At 72.6% G+C, this 21,076-nt stretch carries 16 protein-coding genes and 2 pseudogenes; 12 read left to right on the forward strand and 6 right to left on the reverse strand.

Annotated features, from left to right (window positions below; translation table 11 throughout):
• The 6 genes and pseudogenes from A3Q37_RS33285 to A3Q37_RS33310 all read left to right on the forward strand — a co-directional run.
• Nucleotides 1-523 (forward strand): annotated as a pseudogene (locus A3Q37_RS33285) (hypothetical protein); the annotation flags it as partial.
• Nucleotides 524-720: 197 nt separating this feature from the next.
• Entirely contained in the window at nt 721-1,563 is an 843-nt protein-coding gene (locus A3Q37_RS33290; RefSeq protein ID WP_065490591.1) for a nitrilase-related carbon-nitrogen hydrolase, read from the forward strand.
• Nucleotides 1,560-2,843 carry an aspartate aminotransferase family protein gene (locus A3Q37_RS33295; protein WP_065490597.1) on the forward strand — a complete coding sequence of 428 codons (1,284 nt, stop codon included), beginning with the start codon at nt 1,560-1,562 and terminating at the stop codon, nt 2,841-2,843. Before A3Q37_RS33290 ends, A3Q37_RS33295 begins: the two co-directional genes overlap by 4 nt.
• Nucleotides 2,844-2,941: 98 nt before the next feature.
• The gene (hydA, locus tag A3Q37_RS33300; protein ID WP_065490600.1) at nt 2,942-4,342 is read left to right on the forward strand and encodes a dihydropyrimidinase; all 1,401 of its coding nucleotides are present in this window, start codon (nt 2,942-2,944) and stop codon (nt 4,340-4,342) included.
• An 11-nt stretch (nt 4,343-4,353) separates the two neighbouring features.
• Nucleotides 4,354-5,355 (forward strand): TIGR03842 family LLM class F420-dependent oxidoreductase, encoded by a 1,002-nt coding sequence (locus A3Q37_RS33305; protein WP_065490602.1) that lies wholly within the window; start codon nt 4,354-4,356, stop codon nt 5,353-5,355.
• An 85-nt stretch (nt 5,356-5,440) separates the two neighbouring features.
• Nucleotides 5,441-6,979 carry an NCS1 family nucleobase:cation symporter-1 gene (locus tag A3Q37_RS33310; RefSeq protein WP_065490604.1) on the forward strand — a complete coding sequence of 513 codons (1,539 nt, stop codon included), beginning with the start codon at nt 5,441-5,443 and terminating at the stop codon, nt 6,977-6,979.
• Between the two features lie 27 nt (nt 6,980-7,006).
• On the opposite strand, the gene A3Q37_RS33315 is transcribed toward A3Q37_RS33310, so the two are convergent.
• Nucleotides 7,007-7,768, reverse strand: a complete 762-nt coding sequence (locus A3Q37_RS33315) for a hypothetical protein (RefSeq protein WP_065490607.1) — start codon at nt 7,766-7,768, stop codon at nt 7,007-7,009.
• A 203-nt stretch (nt 7,769-7,971) separates the two neighbouring features.
• On the opposite strand from A3Q37_RS33315, the gene A3Q37_RS33320 reads away from it, so the two are divergent.
• Both A3Q37_RS33320 and A3Q37_RS33325 read left to right on the forward strand, forming a co-directional pair.
• Nucleotides 7,972-8,358: a hypothetical protein gene (locus tag A3Q37_RS33320; protein ID WP_065490609.1), complete on the forward strand. Its 387-nt coding sequence runs from the start codon at nt 7,972-7,974 to the stop codon at nt 8,356-8,358.
• 170 nt (nt 8,359-8,528) lie between these two features.
• The gene (locus tag A3Q37_RS33325; RefSeq protein WP_065490613.1) at nt 8,529-10,052 is read left to right on the forward strand and encodes an amidase; all 1,524 of its coding nucleotides are present in this window, start codon (nt 8,529-8,531) and stop codon (nt 10,050-10,052) included.
• 33 nt (nt 10,053-10,085) lie between these two features.
• Here A3Q37_RS33325 and A3Q37_RS33330 read toward each other — a convergent pair whose 3' ends face one another.
• Together A3Q37_RS33330 and murG are read right to left on the reverse strand one after the other, a co-directional pair.
• Nucleotides 10,086-11,093: a GDP-mannose 4,6-dehydratase gene (locus tag A3Q37_RS33330; protein WP_065490665.1), complete on the reverse strand. Its 1,008-nt coding sequence runs from the start codon at nt 11,091-11,093 to the stop codon at nt 10,086-10,088.
• Between the two features lie 17 nt (nt 11,094-11,110).
• Nucleotides 11,111-12,265: an undecaprenyldiphospho-muramoylpentapeptide beta-N-acetylglucosaminyltransferase gene (murG, locus tag A3Q37_RS33335; RefSeq protein WP_065490618.1), complete on the reverse strand. Its 1,155-nt coding sequence runs from the start codon at nt 12,263-12,265 to the stop codon at nt 11,111-11,113.
• A 90-nt stretch (nt 12,266-12,355) separates the two neighbouring features.
• On the opposite strand from murG, the gene A3Q37_RS33340 reads away from it, so the two are divergent.
• The 4 genes from A3Q37_RS33340 to A3Q37_RS33355 all read left to right on the forward strand — a co-directional run bounded on the left by A3Q37_RS33340 (nt 12,356) and on the right by A3Q37_RS33355 (nt 18,557).
• Complete coding sequence (locus tag A3Q37_RS33340; RefSeq protein ID WP_065490621.1) at nt 12,356-13,042, forward strand: response regulator transcription factor; 687 nt, start codon at nt 12,356-12,358, stop codon at nt 13,040-13,042.
• Nucleotides 13,039-14,463: a cell wall metabolism sensor histidine kinase WalK gene (locus A3Q37_RS33345; protein WP_065490623.1), complete on the forward strand. Its 1,425-nt coding sequence runs from the start codon at nt 13,039-13,041 to the stop codon at nt 14,461-14,463. Before A3Q37_RS33340 ends, A3Q37_RS33345 begins: the two co-directional genes overlap by 4 nt.
• A 132-nt stretch (nt 14,464-14,595) precedes the next feature.
• Nucleotides 14,596-16,818 carry an NADP-dependent isocitrate dehydrogenase gene (locus A3Q37_RS33350; RefSeq protein ID WP_065490625.1) on the forward strand — a complete coding sequence of 741 codons (2,223 nt, stop codon included), beginning with the start codon at nt 14,596-14,598 and terminating at the stop codon, nt 16,816-16,818.
• Nucleotides 16,819-16,976: 158 nt separating this feature from the next.
• The gene (locus A3Q37_RS33355) at nt 16,977-18,557 is read left to right on the forward strand and encodes a molybdopterin-dependent oxidoreductase (RefSeq protein ID WP_065490627.1); all 1,581 of its coding nucleotides are present in this window, start codon (nt 16,977-16,979) and stop codon (nt 18,555-18,557) included.
• A gap of 15 nt (nt 18,558-18,572) precedes the next feature.
• Here A3Q37_RS33355 and A3Q37_RS36195 read toward each other — a convergent pair.
• The 3 genes and pseudogenes from A3Q37_RS36195 to A3Q37_RS33370 all read right to left on the reverse strand — a co-directional run.
• Nucleotides 18,573-18,884 (reverse strand): annotated as a pseudogene (locus A3Q37_RS36195) (pentachlorophenol monooxygenase); the annotation flags it as partial.
• Between the two features lie 152 nt (nt 18,885-19,036).
• Nucleotides 19,037-19,903 carry an oxygenase MpaB family protein gene (locus A3Q37_RS33365; RefSeq protein ID WP_065490633.1) on the reverse strand — a complete coding sequence of 289 codons (867 nt, stop codon included), beginning with the start codon at nt 19,901-19,903 and terminating at the stop codon, nt 19,037-19,039.
• Nucleotides 19,904-19,942: 39 nt separating this feature from the next.
• Nucleotides 19,943-21,007 carry a biotin/lipoate A/B protein ligase family protein gene (locus A3Q37_RS33370; RefSeq protein ID WP_065490635.1) on the reverse strand — a complete coding sequence of 355 codons (1,065 nt, stop codon included), beginning with the start codon at nt 21,005-21,007 and terminating at the stop codon, nt 19,943-19,945.
• Between the last annotated feature and the right edge of the window lie 69 nt (nt 21,008-21,076).

Below are 21,076 nucleotides of genomic sequence, written 5' to 3' on the forward strand. Positions count from 1 at the left end.
GCAGGCCGTCGCCGGGGCCGTCGCCCAGTTGGTCCGGCTGCGCGCCGAGGGCCGCAGCGGCGAGGCGCACGTCGTGCTCTGCGAGGTCGCGGCCTGGCCCGCGCCCCGGCTGCCGTTGCTCGCCCTCGCCCTGCACCGCGCCGGTCTCGCCGCCGACTGGACGACCCTGCTCTGGGAGGCGTCCTCGCTGCCGCCCGCCGGGTTCGCCGCCGCGGCGGGCGCGCTGGACGCTGCCGGCCGGGAGGCGGACTGCGGGCTGCTCCTGCGCCAGGGGGTGGCCCGGCCCGCCGCCGAGGTGGCCGGCGCGGCGATCGAACTGGACGGCGCGGGCCGTCAGGACCGGGCGCGGGACCTGCTCGGCGCCTTCGTCCGCGTACGCACTCCGCGGGAGGCCGCCGAACTGGCCCTGACCGGCGGGACCCGGCTGCTTCCGCTCCTCCTCGCCGCGGCCCGCGAGGTGTCGGGGGAAGCGGAGTGGGACCTGGTCCACGCGCTGCGGGTGGCGGGCGTGCCCGGGGTCTGAGACCGCCGGAACTCCGTCGAGGATCACCGGCGTGTCCGTTGTGGACCGGTCGGGTGCGAAACATGATCGACTCAGCCGGTTCACGGCGATGGTCTTGCCCCGCCGGACGGAGGGGCTTACGTTCTCCATCCATGCACCGATCTACGTGCGTAGAGAACGCGTGCAGGCTCTCTGACGCCGCGTCGAAGGAGCAGCTCATGTCCCACGTCGTACGCGCCGCACTCGTCCAGGCGACCTGGACCGGCGACACCGAATCGATGATTGCCAAGCACGAGGAGCACGCGCGCGAGGCCGCCCGGCAGGGGGCGAAGATCATCGGCTTCCAGGAGGTGTTCAACGCCCCCTACTTCTGCCAGGTCCAGGAGCCCGAGCACTACCGCTGGGCCGAGCCGGTCCCCGACGGGCCGACCGTCAAACGTATGCAGGACCTGGCCCGCGAAACCGGCATGGTCATCGTCGTCCCGGTCTTCGAGATCGAGCAGTCCGGCTTCTACTACAACACCGCGGCCGTGATCGACGCCGACGGCTCCTACCTCGGCAAGTACCGCAAGCACCACATCCCGCAGGTCAAGGGATTCTGGGAGAAGTACTACTTCAAGCCCGGCAACGCCGGCTGGCCGGTCTTCGACACCGCCGTGGGCAAGGTCGGCGTCTACATCTGCTACGACCGGCACTTCCCCGAGGGCTGGCGGCAACTCGGACTCGGCGGTGCCCAGTTGGTGTACAACCCGTCGGCCACCTCTCGCGGACTCTCCAGCCACCTCTGGCAGTTGGAGCAGCCGGCCTCCGCCGTCGCCAACGAGTACTTCGTCGCCGCGATCAACCGCGTGGGCCGCGAGGAGTACGGGGACAACGACTTCTACGGCACGAGCTACTTCGTCGACCCGCGCGGCCAGTTCGTCGGGGAGGTCGCCAGCGACAAGGAGGAGGAACTCGTCGTCCGCGACCTGGACTTCGACCTGATCGAGGAGGTCCGCACCCAGTGGGCCTTCTACCGGGACCGACGGCCCGACGCCTACGACGGGCTGGTGGAACCGTGAGCGGACTGTACGAGCGCCACCTCGCCGTCAGCCCCGAGTGGCTGGCCCTCTACTACCGCGACCCCGTCGAACTCACCCACGGCGAGGGCCGCCACGTCTGGGACACGGACGGCAACCGCTACCTGGACTTCTTCGGCGGCATCCTCACCACCATGACCGCCCACGCCCTGCCCGAGGTGACCAAGGCGGTCGCCGAGCAGGCCGGGCGGATCATCCACTCCTCCACGCTCTACCTCAACCGCCCCATGGTGGAGATGGCCGAGCGGATCGCCACGCTCTCCGGCATCCCCGACGCCCGGGTCTTCTTCACCACCTCCGGCACCGAGGCCAACGACACGGCTCTTCTGCTCGCCACCGCGTACCGCAGGTCCAACCAGATCCTCGCGATGCGCAACAGCTACCACGGCCGGTCGTTCTCCGCCGTCTCGATCACCGGCAACCAGGCCTGGTCGCCCACGAGTCTGTCCCCGCTCCAGACGCTGTACGTCCACGGCGGCGTCCGCACCCGCGGCCCGTACGCCGAGTTGAGCGACGAGGCGTTCATCCGGGCCTGTGTGGCCGATCTGGAGGACCTCCTCGGGCACACCCGTAGCCCGGCGGCCCTGATCGCCGAACCCATTCAGGGCGTCGGCGGGTTCACCTCACCGCCCGACGGGCTGTTCGCCGCGTTCCGCGAAGTCCTGGACCGGCACGGGGTGTTGTGGATCTCCGACGAGGTGCAGACCGGCTGGGGCCGCACCGGCGAGCACTTCTGGGGCTGGCAGGCGCACGCCGAGAACGGACCGCCGGACATCCTCACCTTCGCCAAGGGCATCGGCAACGGCATGTCCGTCGGGGGAGTGGTGGCCCGCGCCGAGGTGATGAACTGCCTCGACGCCAACTCCATCTCCACGTTCGGCGGTTCACCGATCACCATGGCCGCCTCGCTCGCCAACCTCGCGTACCTCCTGGAACACGACCTCCAGGGCAACGCCCGGCGCGTCGGCGGACTCCTCATCGAACGCCTGCGGTCGATCGCCGCCGCCTCCCCCGCCGTACGCGAAGTGCGCGGCCGTGGCCTGATGATCGGCATCGAGCTGGTGAAACCGGGCACCGACGAGGCCGACCCGGAGGCAGCGGCGGCCGTCCTCGAAGCGGCCCGCGCCGGCGGGCTCCTCATCGGCAAGGGCGGCGGCCACAACACCAGCGTGCTCCGCATCGCCCCGCCGCTGACCCTGACCGTCGCCGAGGCCGAGGAAGGCGCGGCGATCCTCGCGGACGCCCTGCACGCGGCGGACTGACTCCGCCACCGTCGGCCCGTACGCCCACGAACCGCGCGGGGCCGCCCCGGCCGTACGCCGTGAGGACCGCCGGGGCGCCCCGAGTTGAGGAGATTCCCATGAGTCGTACCGTCATCCATGGTGGCCTGGTCATCACCGCGTCCGACGAGATCCACGCCGATGTGCTCGTGGAGGGCGGCCGGATCGTCGCGCTCGCCGCCCACGGGACCGACGCCGCCGAGGGCTGGAGCGCGGAGCGGCGGATCGACGCGACCGGCAAGTACGTCATCCCGGGCGGCGTCGACGGCCACACCCACATGGAGATGCCGTTCGGCGGGACGTACGCCGCCGACACCTTCGAGACCGGCACCCGCGCCGCCGCCTGGGGCGGCACGACCACCATCGTCGACTTCGCCATCCAGAGCGTGGGCAGGTCCCTGCGCGAAGGGCTCGACGCCTGGTACGCCAAGGCCGACGGCAACTGCGCCATCGACTACGCCTTCCACATGATCCTCGCGGACGTGAACCCGTCCTCGCTCAAGGAGATGGACCGCCTCGTCTCCGAAGGCGTGACGTCCTTCAAACTGTTCATGGCCTACCCCGGCGTCTTCTACTCCGACGACGGCCAGATCCTGCGCGCCATGCAACAGGCCTCCGGCAACGGCGGGTTGATCATGATGCACGCCGAGAACGGCATCGCCATCGACGTCCTGGTCGAACAGGCCCTCGCCGCCGGGCACACCGACCCCCGCTACCACGGCGACGTCCGCAAGGTCGCCCTGGAGGCCGAGGCCACCCACCGTGCCGTCCAGCTCGCCCGGGTCGCCGGATCCCCCCTCTACGTCGTCCACGTCTCCGCCGACGAGGCCGTGGAGGAGATCGCCGCCGCCCGCCACAAGGGCCTCCCCGTCTTCGGCGAGACCTGCCCGCAGTATCTGTTCCTCTCCACCGACAACCTCGCCGAGCCCGACTTCGAGGGCGCCAAATACGTCTGCTCCACCCCGCTGCGCCCCAAGGAACACCAGGAAACCCTGTGGCGGGGCCTGCGCAACAACGAACTCCAGGTCGTCTCCACCGACCACTGCCCGTTCTGCTTCTCCGGGCAGAAGGAGATGGGCCGCGGCGACTTCTCCAAGATCCCCAACGGCATGCCGGGCGTCGAGCACCGCATGGACCTGCTGCACCAGGCCGTCGTGGACGGGCACATCACCCGCCGCCGCTGGATCGAGATCGCCTGCGCCTCCCCGGCCCGGATGTTCGGCCTCTACCCCAAGAAGGGCACCATCGCCCCGGGCGCCGACGCCGACATCGTCATCTACGACCCGGAAGCCCAGCAGACCCTCTCCGCCGAGACCCACCACATGAACGTCGACTACTCGGCGTACGAGGGCAAACACATCACCGGCCAGGTCGAGACCGTCCTCTCGCGCGGCGAAGTCGTCATCGACGGACGGAAGTTCACCGGCCGCGCCGGCCACGGCATCTACACCCCCCGCGCCACCTGTCAGTACCTCGACTAGGAGATCCCGCCATGGACTTCGGCCTCGTCCTCCAGACGGACCCGCCCGCCTCCGCCGTCGTCGGCCTGATGCGGCGCGCCGAACGCAACGGGTTCCGCTACGGCTGGACCTTCGACTCGGCGGTGCTCTGGCAGGAGCCGTTCGTCATCTACAGCCGCATCCTGGAGCACACGGAGAAGCTGACCGTGGGCCCGATGGTCACCAACCCGGGCACCCGCACCTGGGAGGTCACCGCCTCCACCTTCGCCACCCTCAACGACATGTACGGCAACCGCACCGTCTGCGGCATCGGGCGCGGCGACTCCGCGATGCGCGTCGCGGGCCGCCGCCCCAACACCCTGGCCCGCCTCGGGGAGGCCATCGACGTCATCCGGGACCTCGCCGAGGGCCGGGAGGCGACGGTCGACGGGCAGCCCGTGCAGATCCCCTGGGTGAAGGACGGCCGGCTGCCGGTGTGGATGGCGGCGTACGGTCCCAAGGCCCTGGCCCTGGCCGGGCAGAAGGCCGACGGCTTCATCCTCCAGCTCGCCGACCCCTTCCTCACCGAGTGGATGATCAAGGCGGTACGGGACGCGGCGGCCGACGCCGGACGCGACCCCGACTCCGTCACCATCTGCGTCGCGGCCCCCGCGTACGTCGGCGACGACCTCGACCACGCCCGGGAGCAGTGCCGTTGGTTCGGCGGGATGGTCGGCAACCATGTCGCGGACCTGGTCGCCCGCTACGGCGAGCACTCGGGGATGGTGCCGGACGAGCTGACCGCGTACATCGCCGGCCGCTCCGGCTACGACTACAGCCACCACGGCCGCACCGGGAACCCGGACACCGCCTTCGTCCCGGACGAGATCGTCGACCGGTTCTGCCTCCTCGGGCCCGCGGAGGCGCACATCGAGAAGCTGCTCCACCTGAAGAGCCTCGGCGTCGACCAGTTCGCCGTCTACAACATGCACGACGCCCGCGAGGCGACCATCGACGCGTACGGATCCGAGATCATCCCCGCCCTGACGGCCTGACCGCCTTCCCCCTCCCCACAGTTCGTACGCGCCCCGCCCGCATCGCCCCGCACGGCACCGCTCCCGAGCGAAGGGCTCCACCGCCATGACCGCCACCGTCCCGCCCACCCCACCGCCCCCGGACGCGATACCCGCGCCCGCCGCCGCGTCCGGCCGCGTCGAACTCGACCCCCGGCAGCTCCCCGACGACCCCCGCTTCGCCAACCACGACCTGCTGCCCGTCCCCGTGGAGCGGCGCACCTGGACGACGTACAACTTCGCGGCCCTGTGGATCGGCATGGCCCACAACATCCCGTCCTGGCTGCTCGCCTCCGGTCTGGTGGCGCTCGGCATGGACTGGAAACAGGCCGTGTTCACCATCGCGCTCGCCAATGTGATCGTGCTGGCGCCGATGCTGCTCACCGGTCACGCCGGGCCCAAGTACGGCATCCCCTTCCCCGTTCTGGCCCGCGCCTCCTTCGGCCTGCGCGGCGCCAATCTGCCCGCCCTGATCCGGGCCGCCGTCGCCTGCGCGTGGTTCGGCATCCAGACCTGGATCGGCGGCGTCGGCATCTTCACGCTGCTCGGCAAGATCTTCGGCGGCTGGGCCGGCGCGGCGGAGATCGGCGGGCAGCCCTGGACGCTCTGGCTCTGCTTCGTCCTCTTCTGGGCCCTCGAACTGGCCATCATCTACCGGGGGATGGACACCCTGCGCCGCTTCGAGAACTGGGCGGCGCCCTTCGTCCTGGTCGGCGCGGTCGTGCTGCTCATCTGGGTCGCCGTCAAGGCGGGCGGCTTCGGCCCGCTGCTGGACCAGCCTTCCGCGCTCGGCTGGGGCGCCGACTTCTGGCCGGTCTTCTTCCCCTCGCTGATGGGGATGATCGCCTTCTGGTCGACGCTCTCCCTCAACATCCCCGACTTCACCCGCTTCGGCGCGGGCCAACGCGCCCAGATCTGGGGCCAGTCGCTCGGACTGCCGACCACGATGACGTTCTTCGCGCTGCTCTCCGTCTTCGTCACCTCCGGATCGCAGGCGGTGTACGGGGTGCCCCTCTGGGACCCGGTCCAGCTCGTCGCCCGGACCGACAACGTCTTCGGTCTGGTCTTCGGTCTGGTCACCGTGCTGATCGCGACGGTCTCGGTGAACATCGCGGCGAACGTCGTCTCCCCCGCGTACGACCTGGCGAACCTCGCGCCGAAGCTCATCAGCTTCCGGACCGGGGCGCTGATCACCGGCGTGATCGGGGTCGTCATCATGCCGTGGAAGCTCACCGAGACGCCCGAGCTGTACATCTTCACCTGGCTGGGCCTGGTCGGCGGCCTGCTCGGTACGGTGGCGGGCATCCTGATCGCCGACTACTGGATCGTCCGCCGCACCGTCCTCGACCTCCCCGAGCTCTACCGCCCGGGCGGCCGGTACTGGTACCGCAGCGGCTGGAACTGGCGGGCGGTGGTGGCCTTCGCGGTCGGCGGCGTTCTCGCGGTGGGCGGTTCGCACTCGGCGCCGGGGAAGGGCCCGTTCCCCGCCGACGGCCTGATCCCGTTCCTGAAGCCGCTGGCCGACTACGGCTGGGCGGTCGGGCTCGCCTCCTCGCTGCTGCTGTACGTGGCGCTGACGCGTCGTGAGAGTCCGGCGGCGGGCTGAGAACCCGGGCCGGGCTCGGGTCGTGCGCTAGATCGGTTTGATGCTGCGGCCCAGCAGGGCGGTGATGTCCACCGTCTCGTCCGCCGAGGGAGTGGCCGTGGGCACCGGCCGGTCGAAGCCGGAGAAGTCCACGGTCCCTTGCCCCTCGGCGTTCCGCACGGTGATCCGGACCGGGTACGGCGTGCCCTCGGTGGCCACGTAGGCCGTCACGCGCTCACCGTCCTCGGTCCGGGTCACCGGGACGGCCGGCGCTCCGTTCACCTCGGTCTTCGCGCCCTTCGTCAGCCCGTCGAAATCGGCCCTGCCGGTGTTGTCCGTGATCAGCTCGCGGAACGTGTCCAGGTCGCAGGCCTCGGTCACCTCCAGCAGCCGGGGGTCGTCGGCCGAGGCCTTCATGTAGCGGCCGTCGAGGATCTTGTCGAAGGTGGCGCCGCCGATCGGCACCTGGTTCTTCCAGAAGGCGGCGTCCGGCTTCAGCCAGACGTCGTCGCCGCGTTTCACGATCTCCACCGAACCGTCGTCCCCCATGTCCACCCCGCCCGCGCAGTTGCCGTCGCGGTCCAGCGTGAGGTCGACGCTCATGTCCTCCCCGGTCCCGTCGACGCTGCCGCGCGCGCTCAGATGCAGGGACCGGACGTCGACCAGGGCGTCGCGGGCGCGTTCGGCGATCTTCTCGGCGGGGAGCGTGTCGATGTCGTCGTCAGCCTGCGCGAGGGTGCCACTCGTCACGGTGAGAGCGACGGCCGCCGCACCCGCGGCCGCCCGGGCGGCCCATCGGTGTCCGCTCACGTCGCCTCCTCGAAAGGCCCCGGTCAGGGGGTGCGAACCGGGATGACCGGCATATTCGAGCGTACGCCGGGAGAGGGGGCGCCGCCCGGCGCGCGTACGGAGAGTGAAGCGCCACGGTGTTTTCGGCCACGGAGCGTGGGCAAAGCTGCGGTGATCCCGCCCGGGATCACGTACGCACGCACGCAGCACGAAGGAGACCATCGATGAACCTGAGTACGGGGACGAGGAGCAAGGGCCGTACGGCGGCGGGGAAGCGCTCCCGGTTCGTCCTGCGGGCGCTCGCCGCCACGGCGACGGCGGCCGCGCTGGCCATCCCGGTCACCTCGGCGACCGCGACCGCCGCCCCGGCCGCGATCCCGCCCGGCCTGTCCTGCCACACCGGCAAGCACGCCAACGACGACTACACGGGCTTCGCGCTCTGTCGGAACAACGGCAGCCGGACACAGACCTTCTGGGTCCACCTCGTCTGCGGCTGGTCCCCGGACGTCGACGGCAACCGCGTCACCCTCAGGCCCGGCGAGTCCGGCCAGTCCACCGCCCACTGCGGGGCCCTCGGCACCGGTATCGGCGAGATCCACGTACGCCCGTGACGCCGGAGCCGTAAGCACCGGCAGCACGTGCCGTACCGGTCGTACCCGCAACGGGTGGAGCGGCCCGAACGGTTGAGCGTGCCGCCTCCTCTCGTTACCCTCCAGTAAGTACGTGGGGGTGCAGCCGGGACGACCGGCCGGCCCCGCGACCCGAGGGAGGCGGCACGCCCATGTCCTCAGCGGAGCCCACCGAAGCGGAGCCCACCGAAGCAGGACCGACCGGAGCGGGACCCACCGAGCAGACCGGCCCGGCCGTACGGGCCTTCGGCCGCGGCCCCCGTCCGGCGGCTCCCGTCCCGTCGCCGCTCCCCGGACTCGCGGAGAGCGCCCGCCGGCTCGCCGACGCCACCACCACCTCCACCGCACTTGTCGCCGACGCCCTCGCCCGTATCGAGGCCACCCAGCCCACCCTCAACGCCTTCCGCCATCTGCGGACCGAAGCCGCCATCGCCGAGGCGGCGGAGGCCGACCGCAGGCTCGCGGCGGGGGAGCGGCTGCCCCTGCTCGGCGTACCGGTCGCCGTCAAGGACGACACCGATGTGGCGGGCCTGCCCACGCACTTCGGCTGCGACGGCGACCTGCCCCCGGCGGCGACCGACAGCGAGGCGGTCCGCCGGCTGCGCGCCGCCGGAGCCGTCGTCGTCGGCAAGACCAACTCCTGCGAACTGGGCCAGTGGCCCTTCACCGAGGGAACCGCCTTCGGCGCCACCCGCAACCCGTGGAACACCGACCACACCCCGGGCGGCTCGTCCGGCGGTTCCGCCGCCGCTGTCGCCGCCGGGCTCGTCCCCGCGGCCCTCGGCTCGGACGGCGCCGGATCCGTACGCATCCCCGCCGCGTGGACGCACCTCGTCGGCATCAAACCGCAGCGCGGGCGCATCTCGGTCCACCCGCACAGCGACTCCTTCCAGGGGCTCACTGTGAACGGCCCCCTCGCCCGTACGGTCGCCGACGCGGCGCTCCTGCTGGACGCCGTCGCCGGAGCGCACCCCGAGGACTTCCACCGCCCGCCCGCCGTGAGCGCCGCCGACGCCGCCCGCCGCGACCCGGGCCGCCTGCGCATCGCCCTCGCCTGGCGTCCCCCGCTCACCCTCACCGGCGCCGGACCGGACCCGGAGGTGCGCCGGGCCGTCACCGCGCTCGCCGACACCCTCGCCCGGCTCGGCCACCACGTCGAGGAGGCCCGCCCCCGGTACGGGCTGATCGGCCTCGCCTTCGTGCCCCGCGCCACCGTGGGCATCGCCGAATTCGCCGCCCGGCACCCCGAACCGGCCCTGCTCGACCCGCGCACCCGCAGCGCCCTGCGCACCGGGACGCGGCTCGGCGGCCGGGTGGTGCGGGCCGCCCGCGCCCGCGAAGTGCGCCAGCACCGCAGGATCGGCGCCCTCTTCGACGCCTCCGGGTTCGACGTGCTCCTCACCCCGACCACGGCCGCGCCGCCGCCCCGCATCGGCAGGTTCGACGACCTCAGCGCCTGGCGCACCGACATCGCGATGGCCGCCGCCTGCCCCTACGCCTGGCCGTGGAACGTCCTCGGCTGGCCCGGCGTGAACGTCCCCGCCGGCTTCACCCGCTCCGGCCTCCCGGTCGGCGCCCAACTGCTCGGGCCCTCCCGCAGCGAGGAACGGCTGATCGCGCTCGCCGCCCAACTGGAGGACGACCTGCGCTGGTTCGAGCACCGCCCGCCGGTCTGACCGGCGGGCGTCCGCCTCCGCCTCGCGGGACGCTCAGACCTGGTAGCGCGCCGGTGCGAAGAGGTGCAGGTGGTCCGCCACCCAGGCCGAGGTTCGCTCCAGGCCTTCTTCCAGGCCGACTACGGGATCCCAGCCCGCCCAGGTGCGGGCGCGGGTGTTGTCGGAGAGCAGTCGGTGCACCTCGCTGCCGGAGGGCCGCAGCCGCGCCGGGTCCACGACGATCTCGGCATCCCGGCCGGCGGCGGCGATGAGGGCCTTCGCGAGGTCCCCGACGGAAATCTCCCGGCCGGTACCGAGGTTGACGCTCTCTCCCAGTGCCCGGTCGCAGCCGGCCAGGGCCAGGAACCCGGCGGCGGTGTCGGTGACATAGGTGAAGTCGCGGGTCGGGGTCAGCGAGCCGAGGCGGATCTCCCGTGCCCCGGAGTGCAGTTGGGCGAGGATCGCGGGGATCACGGCCCGGGCCGACTGGCGGGGCCCGTAGGTGTTGAACGGCCGCACGACCGTCACCGGCAGCTCGAACGCGTGCCAGTGGGACAGCGCCATCATGTCCGCGCCGATCTTCGACGCGGAGTACGGCGACTGCGGCTGGAGCGGGTGGCCCTCGCTGATCGGGGCCGTCAGCGCGGTCCCGTACACCTCGCTGGTGGACGTGTGCAGGAGGCGCCGGACGGAGTGGCGGCGGCAGGCCTCGGCGATGTTCTCGGTGCCGACGACGTTGGTCCGGACGTAGGCGCCGGGGGAGTCGTAGCTGTAGGGGATGCCGATGAGCGCGGCCAGGTGGAAGACCGTGTCGCAGCCCTCGACCGCGTCCATCACACGGCCCGCGTCGCCCACGTCCCCGGCGATGAACTCGACCGGGCCGTGCGGGTCGTCGAGGTAGCGGGCGAGGTGGCCCTTGTCGGCGTACGGCTTGTAATGGACGAACGCCCGGACGCGCGCGCCGCGTTCGACGAGCAGGTCCACGAGGGTGGAGCCGATGAAGCCTTCGGCCCCGGTGACGAGGACGGTACGGCCGGCCCAGTCGACGGCGGTGCTGTTCATGTCGGCGGTGGTGCTGTTCACGAGGTGAACTCCCTTTCGGTGGTGGGTTGTCCGGCGAGGCGGATGACGGTTTCCGCGAGCAGGTCGGCGGCGCGGGCGTGGTGGCCCGGGTCCGCCGCGCGTCCCATCACGGCGAGCCGTGCGGGATTGGCCAGCAGGGGGTCGATCAGTCCGGCGAGGCGGTCGGCGGTGGTCTCGGCGTCGGGGACGAGATAGGCCGCCCCCGCGTCGGAGAGGACCCGCGCGTTGTGGGTCTGGTGGTCGCCGGGGGCGTACGGGTACGGCACGAGGACGGCGGGTACCCCGGTCGTGGCGAGCTCGGCGATCGTGGCCGAGCCCGCCCGGCAGACCACCAGGTCGGCGACCGCGTAGGCGAGGTCCATCCGGTCGAGGTAGGGCACGGCCTGCGCAGCGACGGGCCCCGCACCCGCGTCGACGAGCTTGTGCCGGGTCTCCGCGAGCGCGGCCGGGCCCGTCTTGATCAGGAGGTGGACGTCCTCGCGCCCCCGCCACCGGGCGGCGAGGCCCACGGCCGCGGCGGTGAGCCGGGCCGCGCCGAGGCTGCCGCCGTTGAAGAGGACGACCCGCGCCCCCTCGGGTATCCCGAAGGCGCGCCGGGCCTCCTCGCGCAGGGCCGGCCGGTCCAGGGCGGCCAGGGACGAGGCGATCGGCATGCCGACGGTCCGCGCCCGCTCACCGCCCGACAGATGGGCGCGGCTGCCGTCGAAGGCGATGGTGAGGTGTTCGGTGAGCCGGGCGGCGAACTGGTTGGCCCGTCCCGGGACCGCGTTGGACTCGTGGATCACGCTGGGCAGTCCGGCCATCTTCGCCCCGACGATCGCCGGGGCGCTCGGGTAGCCGCCCATCCCGACGACGACCTGCGCCTTCTGGGCGCGCAGGACCGAACGGGCCTGGGCTCCCGAGCGCAGGAGGGCGGCCGGGAGGAGGAAGCGTTTCGCGCCGAGCGCGGGGTCGAAGGGGATCATGTCGACGGTGTGCAGCCGGTATCCGGCCGCCGGGATCAGGGTCGTCTCCAGACCGCGTTCCGTGCCGATGAAGGAGATGACCGCGTCCGGGTCGGCGCGGCGCAGGGCCTCGGCGAGGGCGAGACCGGGGTAGATGTGGCCGCCGGTGCCGCCCGCACCGATCACGACGGAGAGTGGTGTGCGCATGGCCGCCACTCTCGGGAAGCGGCTTAAGAGGGTTCTAAGAGTCCGGTTTGGCAGGCTTCAGGCATGAGCGGCACGCGGAGTACGAGTGGTATGCGGAGTACGGGCAGGATTCTGGTGGCCGAGGACGAGCCGGACGTACGGGCCGCCGTCGAGGACGGTCTGAGCGTGGAGGGGTACGAGGTCCGTGGCGTCGGCGACGGTCTGGCGGCACTGTCGGCGGTGGCCGCCTGGGAGCCGGACGCGCTGGTCCTGGACGTGATGATGCCGGCGCTCGACGGTCTGGCGGTCTGCCGGAGGCTGCGGGCGATGGAGGACCGGACGCCGGTGCTGGTGCTGACTGCGCTGTCGTCGGTGAGCGAGCGGGTGGACGGTCTTGAGGCCGGGGCCGACGACTATCTGGTGAAACCGTTCGCCCTGGACGAACTGGTGGCGCGCGTACGGGCGTTGCTGCGACGGGCCGCGCCGCCCGCGCCGGACGGGGACCTGGCCTTCGCGGATCTGACGCTGGACCCGGTGACGCGCACCGGGCGGCGCGGCGGCCGGCCGGTGGAGTTCTCCCGCACCGAGGCCACCCTGCTGGAGCTGCTGCTGCGCCATCCGGGCCAGGTGCTGGCGCGCGAGGTGATCCTGGAGCGGGTCTGGGGCCAGGACTTCGGGCCCGACTCCAACTCGCTGGCGGTGTACGTGGGTTATCTGCGGCGGAAACTGGAGGCGGGCGGCGAGGCGCGCCTCGTCCACACCGTGCACGGGCTCGGCTACCGACTGGACGTGGCGTGAGCGGGGTGCGCCGCCTGGGCGCCCGCTGGCGGCGCAGGCGGCCGCTGCGGACGCGGCTCGCGGTGGCGGCCTCGGCGGCGGTGGCGCTGGTCGCGGTCGGGGTGTGCGCGGCGGCGTTCTTCATCATCCGCTACGAGCTGCTGCACCAGCTCGACCTCTCCCTCACCCAGTCCGCGACCCGGGTGATCCAGGAGAACCGGGGCGAGGGCCCGCAGACCGTGGCGGGCGAGTGCCGCTACCTTTCCGCCCCCGCCTGCGCCCAGATCGTCCCGGCCGACCCGGCGGCGGATCCGGACGCGGCGTATCTGCTGCCCGTCGCCACCCCCGTACGGGAGGTCGCGGCCGGGCAGCGGGCCCCGTACTACAGCAACGTCAGCCGCTTCGGGCAGCCGCTGCGGATGCTGACGACCCCGTTCGGGGACGGGCGGGCGCTCCAGGTGGCGCTGCGGGCGGACCCGGTGGAGAAGGGCGTGCGGCAGGCGGCCGTGCTGCTGGCGGCGGTCGGCGGGGCGGGCGTGCTCCTGGCGGGGCTGCTCGGGTACGCCGTCTCGCGCACGGGCCTGGCCCCGGTGGCCCGGCTGACCTCGACCGCCGAGCGGATCGCGGCGACCCGGGACCCGCGCCACCGCATCGAGCTGCCGCCGGGCCCGCCGGGCCGCCAGGACGAGGTGACCCGGCTGGCGGCCAGCTTCAACACGATGCTCGGGGAGCTGGAGCAGTCGGTGAGCTCCCAGCGCCGGCTGGTCGCGGACGCCTCGCACGAGCTGCGGACCCCGCTGACCGCGCTGCGCACCAACGCGGAGCTGCTGGCCCGCGGCGACCGGCTGACGCCCGCGCAGCGCGAGCGGGCGTCGGGGGCGCTGGGGCGGGGGATCCGGGAGGTGACCGGGCTGGTCAACGATCTGATCGAGCTGGCCCGGGACGAGGAGCCGCTGCCGCTCCTGGAGGAGGTGCGGCTCGCGGAGGTGGCGGAGCACACGGTGGCCGTGGCCCGGACGCACTGGCCGCAGACCCCGTTCCTGCTGGAGGTGGGGGCGGGCGCGGCGGAGGCGGTCCGGCCGGGGGTACCGGCGCGGCTGGCCCGGCTGCTGACGAACCTGCTGGACAACGCGGCCAAGTTCAGCCCGCCGGGCACCCCGGTGGAGGTCGGCCTGACCACCCACGACGACGGCCTGGAGCTGACGGTCCGGGACCACGGTCCGGGGATCCCCGCCGAAGACGTCCCGTACGTCTTCGACCGCTTCTACCGTGCGGAGGCGGCGCGGGCCCTGCCCGGCTCGGGTCTCGGGCTGGCGATGGCCCGGCAGATCGCCCGCGCGCACGGGGCGGAGCTGACGGCGGGGGCGGCGCCGGGCGGCGGGGCGCTGTTCACGCTGACGTTCGGCGCCCAGGGGCCGCCGGGAGGTTCTCACGCGTCGTGAGCGCGCGGTCACGGCCCCGCTCGCCCGCCCGGCGTCCCGGCCGCGAAGCCGTACGGGGGCCTTGTGGAGCCCGGCACGCCGAAGAGATATCTTGATGTCAAGCAATGTTGCAGACGTGGAGCGGAGCACCCGGTGACTGACTCGACCATCATCTATACGCACACCGACGAGGCCCCTGCCCTGGCGACCTACTCGTTCCTGCCCGTCGTCGAGGCCTACGCCTCGACCGCAGGCGTCACGGTCGAGCGCCGTGACATCTCCCTCGCGGGCCGGATCATCGCCAGTTTCCCGGAGCACCTCAAGGCCGAGCAGCGTATCGATGACGCACTCGCCGAGCTGGGCGAGCTGGCCAGGACGCCCGGCGCGAACATCATCAAGCTGCCGAACATCTCGGCGTCGATCCCGCAGCTCAAGGCCGCCATCGCCGAGCTCCAGGAGCAGGGCTACGCGCTTCCGGACTACCCGGACGACCCGCAGACGGACGCCGACAAGGACGTCCGCGCCCGGTACGACAAGGTCAAGGGCAGCGCCGTGAACCCGGTGCTGCGTGAGGGCAACTCCGACCGCCGCGCCCCCGCCTCCGTCAAGAACTACGCCAAGGCCCACCCGCACCGCATGGGCGCCTGGACGGCCGACTCGAAGACCAACGTCGCCACCATGGGCGTCGACGACTTCCGCTCCACCGAGAAGTCCGCGGTCATCGCCGAGGACGGCTCGCTCCGCATCGAGCTGCACGGCGACGACGGCACCACCACCGTGCTCCGCGAGTCCGTACCCGTCCTCAAGGGCGAGGTCGTCGACGCGGCCGTCATGCGCGTCGCCGCGCTGCGCGAGTTCTTCACCGCGCAGGTCGCCCGCGCCAAGGCCGAGGGCGTGCTGTTCTCCGTGCACCTCAAGGCCACCATGATGAAGGTCTCCGACCCGATCATCTTCGGCCACGCGGTCCGCGCCTTCTTCCCGAACACCTTCGCCAAGTACGGCGACCAGCTCGCCGCCGCCGGCCTCACCCCCAACGACGGTCTGGGCGGCATCCTCAAGGGCCTCGGCTCGCTGCCGGACGTCGGCGCCGAGATCCAGGCGTCCTTCGAGGCCGAGCTCGCCGAGGGCCCCGCCCTCGCGATGGTCGACTCCGACAAGGGCATCACCAACCTGCACGTCCCCAGCGACGTCATCGTCGACGCCTCCATGCCCGCCATGATCCGCACCTCGGGTCACATGTGGGGCCCGGACGGCAACGAGGCCGACACCATCGCCGTCCTCCCGGACAGCAGCTACGCCGGTGTCTACCAGGTCGTCATCGACGACTGCCGCGCCAACGGCGCCTTCGACCCCGCCACCATGGGCTCGGTGCCCAACGTCGGTCTGATGGCGCAGAAGGCCGAGGAGTACGGCAGCCACGACAAGACCTTCGAGATCCCCGCCACCGGCACCGTGCGCGTCGTCGACGCGAGCGGCGCGGTCGTGCTGGAGCAGGTCGTCGGCGCCGGCGACATCTTCCGCATGTGCCAGACCAAGGACCTGCCGATCCAGGACTGGGTCAAGCTCGCCGTCAGCCGCGCCCGCGCCACCGGCAACCCGGCCGTGTTCTGGCTGGACGAGACCCGCGCGCACGACGCCAACCTGATCGCCAAGGTCACGACGTACCTCGCCGACCACGACACGGACGGCCTGGACATTTCCATCAAGTCCCCGGAAGAGGCCACCGCCTTCTCCCTGGAGCGCATCCGCCGCGGCGAGGACACCATCTCCGTCACCGGCAACGTGCTCCGTGACTACCTGACCGACCTCTTCCCGATCCTGGAGCTGGGCACCAGCGCCAAGATGCTCTCCGTCGTCCCGCTGATGAACGGCGGCGGCCTCTTCGAGACCGGCGCGGGCGGCTCGGCCCCCAAGCACGTCCAGCAGCTCGTCAAGGAGAACTACCTCCGCTGGGACAGCCTGGGCGAGTTCCTGGCCCTCGCGGTCAGCTTCGAGCACCTGGCCACCACCACGGACAACGCGCGGGCCCAGGTCCTCGCCGACACCCTGGACCGGGCCACGGGCACCTTCCTCAACGAGGACAAGTCCCCGAGCCGCCGCCTCGGCGGCATCGACAACCGCGGCAGCCACTTCTACCTGGCCCTCTACTGGGCCCAGGAGCTGGCGCAGCAGACCGACGACGCCAAGCTCGCGGAGGCCTTCGCCCCGCTCGCCAAGACCCTGGCCGAGCAGGAGGAGACCATCGTCGCCGAGCTGATCGCGGTGCAGGGCTCCCCGGCCGAGATCGGCGGCTACTACCAGCCCGACCCGGCCAAGGCCGCGGCGGTCATGCGCCCGTCCGCCACGTTCAACAACGCGATCGCGTCTCTCGCCTGACGTGATGTGAGACCGGGGCGGCCGCGCAGCCCCGGTCCGTGACCGCCCCGGTCGGCCTCGTGCCGGCCGGGGCGGTTCGCGTGTGCGTCCCCCCCCGAACGGGTGGGTCGCGGAGCCGTACGGGTGTCCGGGGCAATCCGGCCGCCTCCCGGTTCCGAATGAGGACCGTGAGGATCAACCGCACCGCCCTGACCCGCAACCCCCTCGCCGCCCTGAGCGGACTGCTCGCGGGGTTCGCCGCGCTGACCGTCGCCGAACTCGTCTCGGCCGCCGTCAGACCCGAGGCGAGCCCCGTCACGGCGGTCGGCGGAGCCGCCATCGACCGGACGCCCACGGGGGTGAAGGACTGGGCGATCCGCACGTTCGGCGAGAACGACAAGATCGTCCTCCAGCTCGGCATCCTCGCCACGCTCGCCCTCTTCGCCGTCGCCGTCGGCCTGCTCGCGCTGCGCCACCGGCGTACGGGCTCCGCCGCCGTCCTGGTCTTCGGCGCGGTCGGCACGGCGGCCGCCGTCAGCAGGCCGGACTCCACCGGGTTCACCGACGGCCTGCCGTCCCTGACCGGCGCGGTGGCCGGGGCGGTCCTGCTGTACGTCCTCGTCGGCAGGCTCACCGCCGAGCGCGCCGACGAGCGGGGCGAGGAGGGCGGCTGGGACCGGCGGGGCTTCCTGATCGCCGCCACCGCGGCGGCCGCCGCCTCCACCGCCGCCGGAGCCGTCGGCCGGACGCTCAACGACCGCGGCGCCCGGGACGCGATCGCCTCCCGGGACGCCGTACGGCTGCCCGCCCCCGCCTCGCCCGCCCGGCCGATCCCGGCGGGAGCACGGCCGAGGGTGCGCGGCATCAGCCCGTTCACCACGCCCAACGACAAGTTCTACCGCGTCGACACCGCCCTGGTGATCCCCAAGGTCGACGCGAACACCTGGCGGCTGCGCATCCACGGCGAGGGCGTCCGCCGCGACCTGGAGTTCAGCTACCAGGACCTGCTGAACCGGCCGCTGATCGAACGCGAGATCACCCTGTGCTGCGTCTCCAACGAGGTCGGCGGCCCCTACATCGGCCACGCCCGGTGGATCGGCGTCCGCCTGGCCGACCTGCTCAAGGAGGCCGGGGTGAAGCCGCCGTCCCGGGGCGGCAAGGCGGACCAGATCATCGCCCGCTCGGTGGACGGCATGACGCTCGGCACCCCCGTCGAGGACGTCATGGACGGCCGGGACGCGATGCTCGCCCTCGGCATGAACGGCGAACCGCTGCCGTTCGTCCACGGTTTCCCCGTCCGGATGCTCGTGCCCGGACTGTACGGGTACGTCTCGGCCTGCAAGTGGATCGAGGACATCGAGCTGACCACGTTCGACGCCTACGACGCGTACTGGGTGAAGCGGAACTGGGCCCGGAAGGCCCCGATCAAGACCCAGTCCCGGATCGACACCCCCAAGCCCTTCGGACGCCCCGAGGCGGGCACCGTCATGGTCGCGGGGGTGGCCTGGGCCCAGCACCGGGGCATCGAGAAGGTCGAGATCCGGGTCGACGAAGGCCCCTGGAAACCCGCCCAACTCGCCGACCAGGCCACCGTCGACACCTGGCGCCAGTGGACCTACCCCTGGAAGGCGACCCCGGGCAGCCACACCCTCACCGTCCGCGCCACGGACGGCACGGGCGAGACGCAGACCGAGGAGCGCACGAAGACGGTTCCGGACGGGGCGAGCGGATGGCACTCGGTGGTCGTCACCGTCGACTGACCACGACGGCGGCGCTCACGGGGCGAAGACCCGCTGCAAAGCTTCCTTCAACGCCCCCACCCTGGGCGGCTGGAGACAGGCCGTCAGATATCCGTCCGGCCGTACGACGAACGCCGCGCCCTCGCCCGCCCCGTACCGGCGCGCGAACTCGCCCCGGCTGTCGTGGTGATGCGGGGTGCCCGTCCGTCGGACCGGGGCATCGGCGGGCAGGATCTTGTGCGTCTCCATCCGCCCGTCGGTCAACTCCCGTGCGGCGGAGGCGAGATCGACGGTCGCGTCGCCCGCCGGGTGGTCCCCGTACACCAGCAGGACGTGCCCGCGACCGCGGCCCTGCTCGGCCCCGTTCACGTACGTCAGCTGCCCGCGCATCGGGACCGCCGCGTCCAGCACCTCCCGCACCAGGCCCATCCGCTCGAAGAGCTCCAGGGTGCGCGGCTGGATGCCCACCGCCTTGGCGTACGTCGGCACCCGGGCGGCCCTCAGCCTCCCGCGGGCGGGGTCATCGCCCACCGGATGGTCCTGGTCAGGGCCTTCCCGGCGGGCCGTACGCAGATCTCCTCGACCCCCGGCACGCGGGGCAGCCGCAACGGCTCCCGGGCCCACGGCGGGAGCGCGGCCACGGCGTTCGCGGCGAGTACGGCGTACGGGGGACGGGCCGGCCAGGGCAGCGGCGGGTGCAGAAGGATGAAGCGGGCCGCGTCCAGGGCCTCCCGGGTCGCGCGCAGCTCCGGGCGGTAGGCGGCGATGCGCGCGGCCAGCTCCGCCCGGTCGTGCGGCGGGTCGGGGATGCCGAGGGCGTGGGCCACCGTCGCCATGTCGTGGATGTACCCGTCGCACCCCGCGCCGTCCAACGGCCGTGCCCCGTACCGCTGATGGGCGCGGAGGAAGCTGTCGACCTCGGCGATGTGCACCCAGCACAGCAGGTGCGGATCGGCCGCGTGGTACGGCTCCCCGGAGGGTGCGGTCCCGCGCACCCGCTCGTGCACGGACCGTACGCGGTCCACCGCCTCCTGAGCGTGCTCGGCCGTGCCGAACGTGGTCACCGCCAGGAACGTGCTGGTCCGCTGGAGCCGCCCCCACGGATCGCCCCGGAACCCGGAGTGGCCCGCGACGGCGGCCATGGCGAGGGGGTGCAGCGACTGGAGGAGCAGGGCGCGCAGCCCGCCGATGAACATGGACGCGTCCCCGTGCACCCGGCGCACCGGCCGGTCCGGGCCGAACCAGCGGGGGCCGGGGGTGTCGTGGATCCGGGCCCGGTTCTCCGGCCCGGAAGGCCCCGCCACCCGGGCGAACAGGCTCCTGCCGAGCCGTTCCCGTACCCCGGAGCCGGACGCCGCCTTGTCCATACGACCAGTATGCGGCGGCGCCCGCCGGCCCAGGGAGCCCTACGGCACCCGGGCTGTCCACTCCGGCGTGGCGAACTTGGTCCGTACGAGTTCCTCGGCGCGGGCCAGCTCGGCGTCGGTCACGCTTCCGGTGGTGAGGCCGTGGCGCCTGCGGAACGAGTCGATCATCCGCTCGATCACCACCTGGCGCGGCAGTCCGGTCTGCCGCCGCAGCGGGTCCACACGCTTCTTCGCCGACCGGGTGCCCTTGTCCGACAGCTTCTCCTTGCCGATGCGGAGCACCTCCAGCATCTTGTCGGCGTCGATGTCGTACGCCATCGTCACGTGGTGCAGCACGGCCCCCGGCCCGCCGTCCGGCCCGACCACCCGCTTCTGCGCGGCCCCCGCGATCTTGCCGACCTCGGTGGCGATGTCGTTGAGCGGCTGGTACCAGGCCTTGATGCCCATGTCCGCGAGGGCTTCCAGGACCCAGTCGTCCAGATAGGCGTAACTGTCGGCGAAGGACAGCCCCGACACCAGCGCCTGCGGCACGGCGAGCGAGTACGTGATGGTGGAGCTGGGCTCGGCGAACATCGCGCCGCCGCCCGAGATCCGGCGTACGACATCGATGCCGTGGCGCTCCACGCCCACCGGGTCCACCTCGTTGCGCAGCGACTGGAAGCTGCCGATGATCACGGCGGGGGAGTCCCACTCCCAGACCCGCAGCGTCGGCGGCCGCAGCCCCGCCGCCACCTCGGCGGTGATCACCTCGTCCAGCGCCATGTGCAGCGCGGGCGACTGCGGGGCCTCGTGGATCAGCTGCCAGTCGTAGTCGCTCCACTCCGTGGCCCGCGCCAGCGCCCGGCGTACGGCGATGGCGACGCCCTCCGCGCTCAGCCCCAGCATCACCGTGGCGTCGGGCAGCGCCGCCTCGATCCTGGCCACGAGCCCGGCGGTGTCCGTGGTGGCGGGGGCGCCCTCCAGGGCCGCGTCGATCGCGAGGATCGCCTCGTCCGGTTCGAGGAAGAAGTCCCCGGCGACCCGGACGTTCCGCAGCGCCCCGCCCGCCACCTCCAGGTCCACCACGACCAGCTTGCCGCCGGGAACCTTGTACTCACCGTGCACAGCGCCGCCTCCAGCTCTCATCGAGGGCCCGGCTCGCCCTATGGAGCCGGACACAACCGGATACAACGC

This window comes from Streptomyces sp. PTY087I2 (assembly GCF_001687325.1).
In the GTDB taxonomy this organism is placed as follows: Bacteria; Actinomycetota; Actinomycetes; order Streptomycetales; family Streptomycetaceae; genus Streptomyces.

What these genes read in the sequence shown, in the direction of transcription:
- A3Q37_RS33290 (WP_065490591.1), top strand. Translation starts at nt 721, where the DNA reads ATGTCCCACGTCGTACGCGCCGCACTCGTCCAGGCGACCTGGACCGGC.
- hydA (WP_065490600.1), top strand. Translation starts at nt 2,942, where the DNA reads ATGAGTCGTACCGTCATCCATGGTGGCCTGGTCATCACCGCGTCCGAC.
- A3Q37_RS33305 (WP_065490602.1), top strand. Translation starts at nt 4,354, where the DNA reads ATGGACTTCGGCCTCGTCCTCCAGACGGACCCGCCCGCCTCCGCCGTC.
- A3Q37_RS33310 (WP_065490604.1), top strand. Translation starts at nt 5,441, where the DNA reads ATGACCGCCACCGTCCCGCCCACCCCACCGCCCCCGGACGCGATACCC.
- A3Q37_RS33320 (WP_065490609.1), top strand. Translation starts at nt 7,972, where the DNA reads ATGAACCTGAGTACGGGGACGAGGAGCAAGGGCCGTACGGCGGCGGGG.
- A3Q37_RS33325 (WP_065490613.1), top strand. Translation starts at nt 8,529, where the DNA reads ATGTCCTCAGCGGAGCCCACCGAAGCGGAGCCCACCGAAGCAGGACCG.
- A3Q37_RS33330 (WP_065490665.1), bottom strand. Translation starts at nt 11,093, where the DNA reads ATGAACAGCACCGCCGTCGACTGGGCCGGCCGTACCGTCCTCGTCACC.
- murG (WP_065490618.1), bottom strand. Translation starts at nt 12,265, where the DNA reads ATGCGCACACCACTCTCCGTCGTGATCGGTGCGGGCGGCACCGGCGGC.
- A3Q37_RS33340 (WP_065490621.1), top strand. Translation starts at nt 12,356, where the DNA reads ATGCGGAGTACGGGCAGGATTCTGGTGGCCGAGGACGAGCCGGACGTA.
- A3Q37_RS33355 (WP_065490627.1), top strand. Translation starts at nt 16,977, where the DNA reads ATGAGGACCGTGAGGATCAACCGCACCGCCCTGACCCGCAACCCCCTC.
- A3Q37_RS33365 (WP_065490633.1), bottom strand. Translation starts at nt 19,903, where the DNA reads ATGGACAAGGCGGCGTCCGGCTCCGGGGTACGGGAACGGCTCGGCAGG.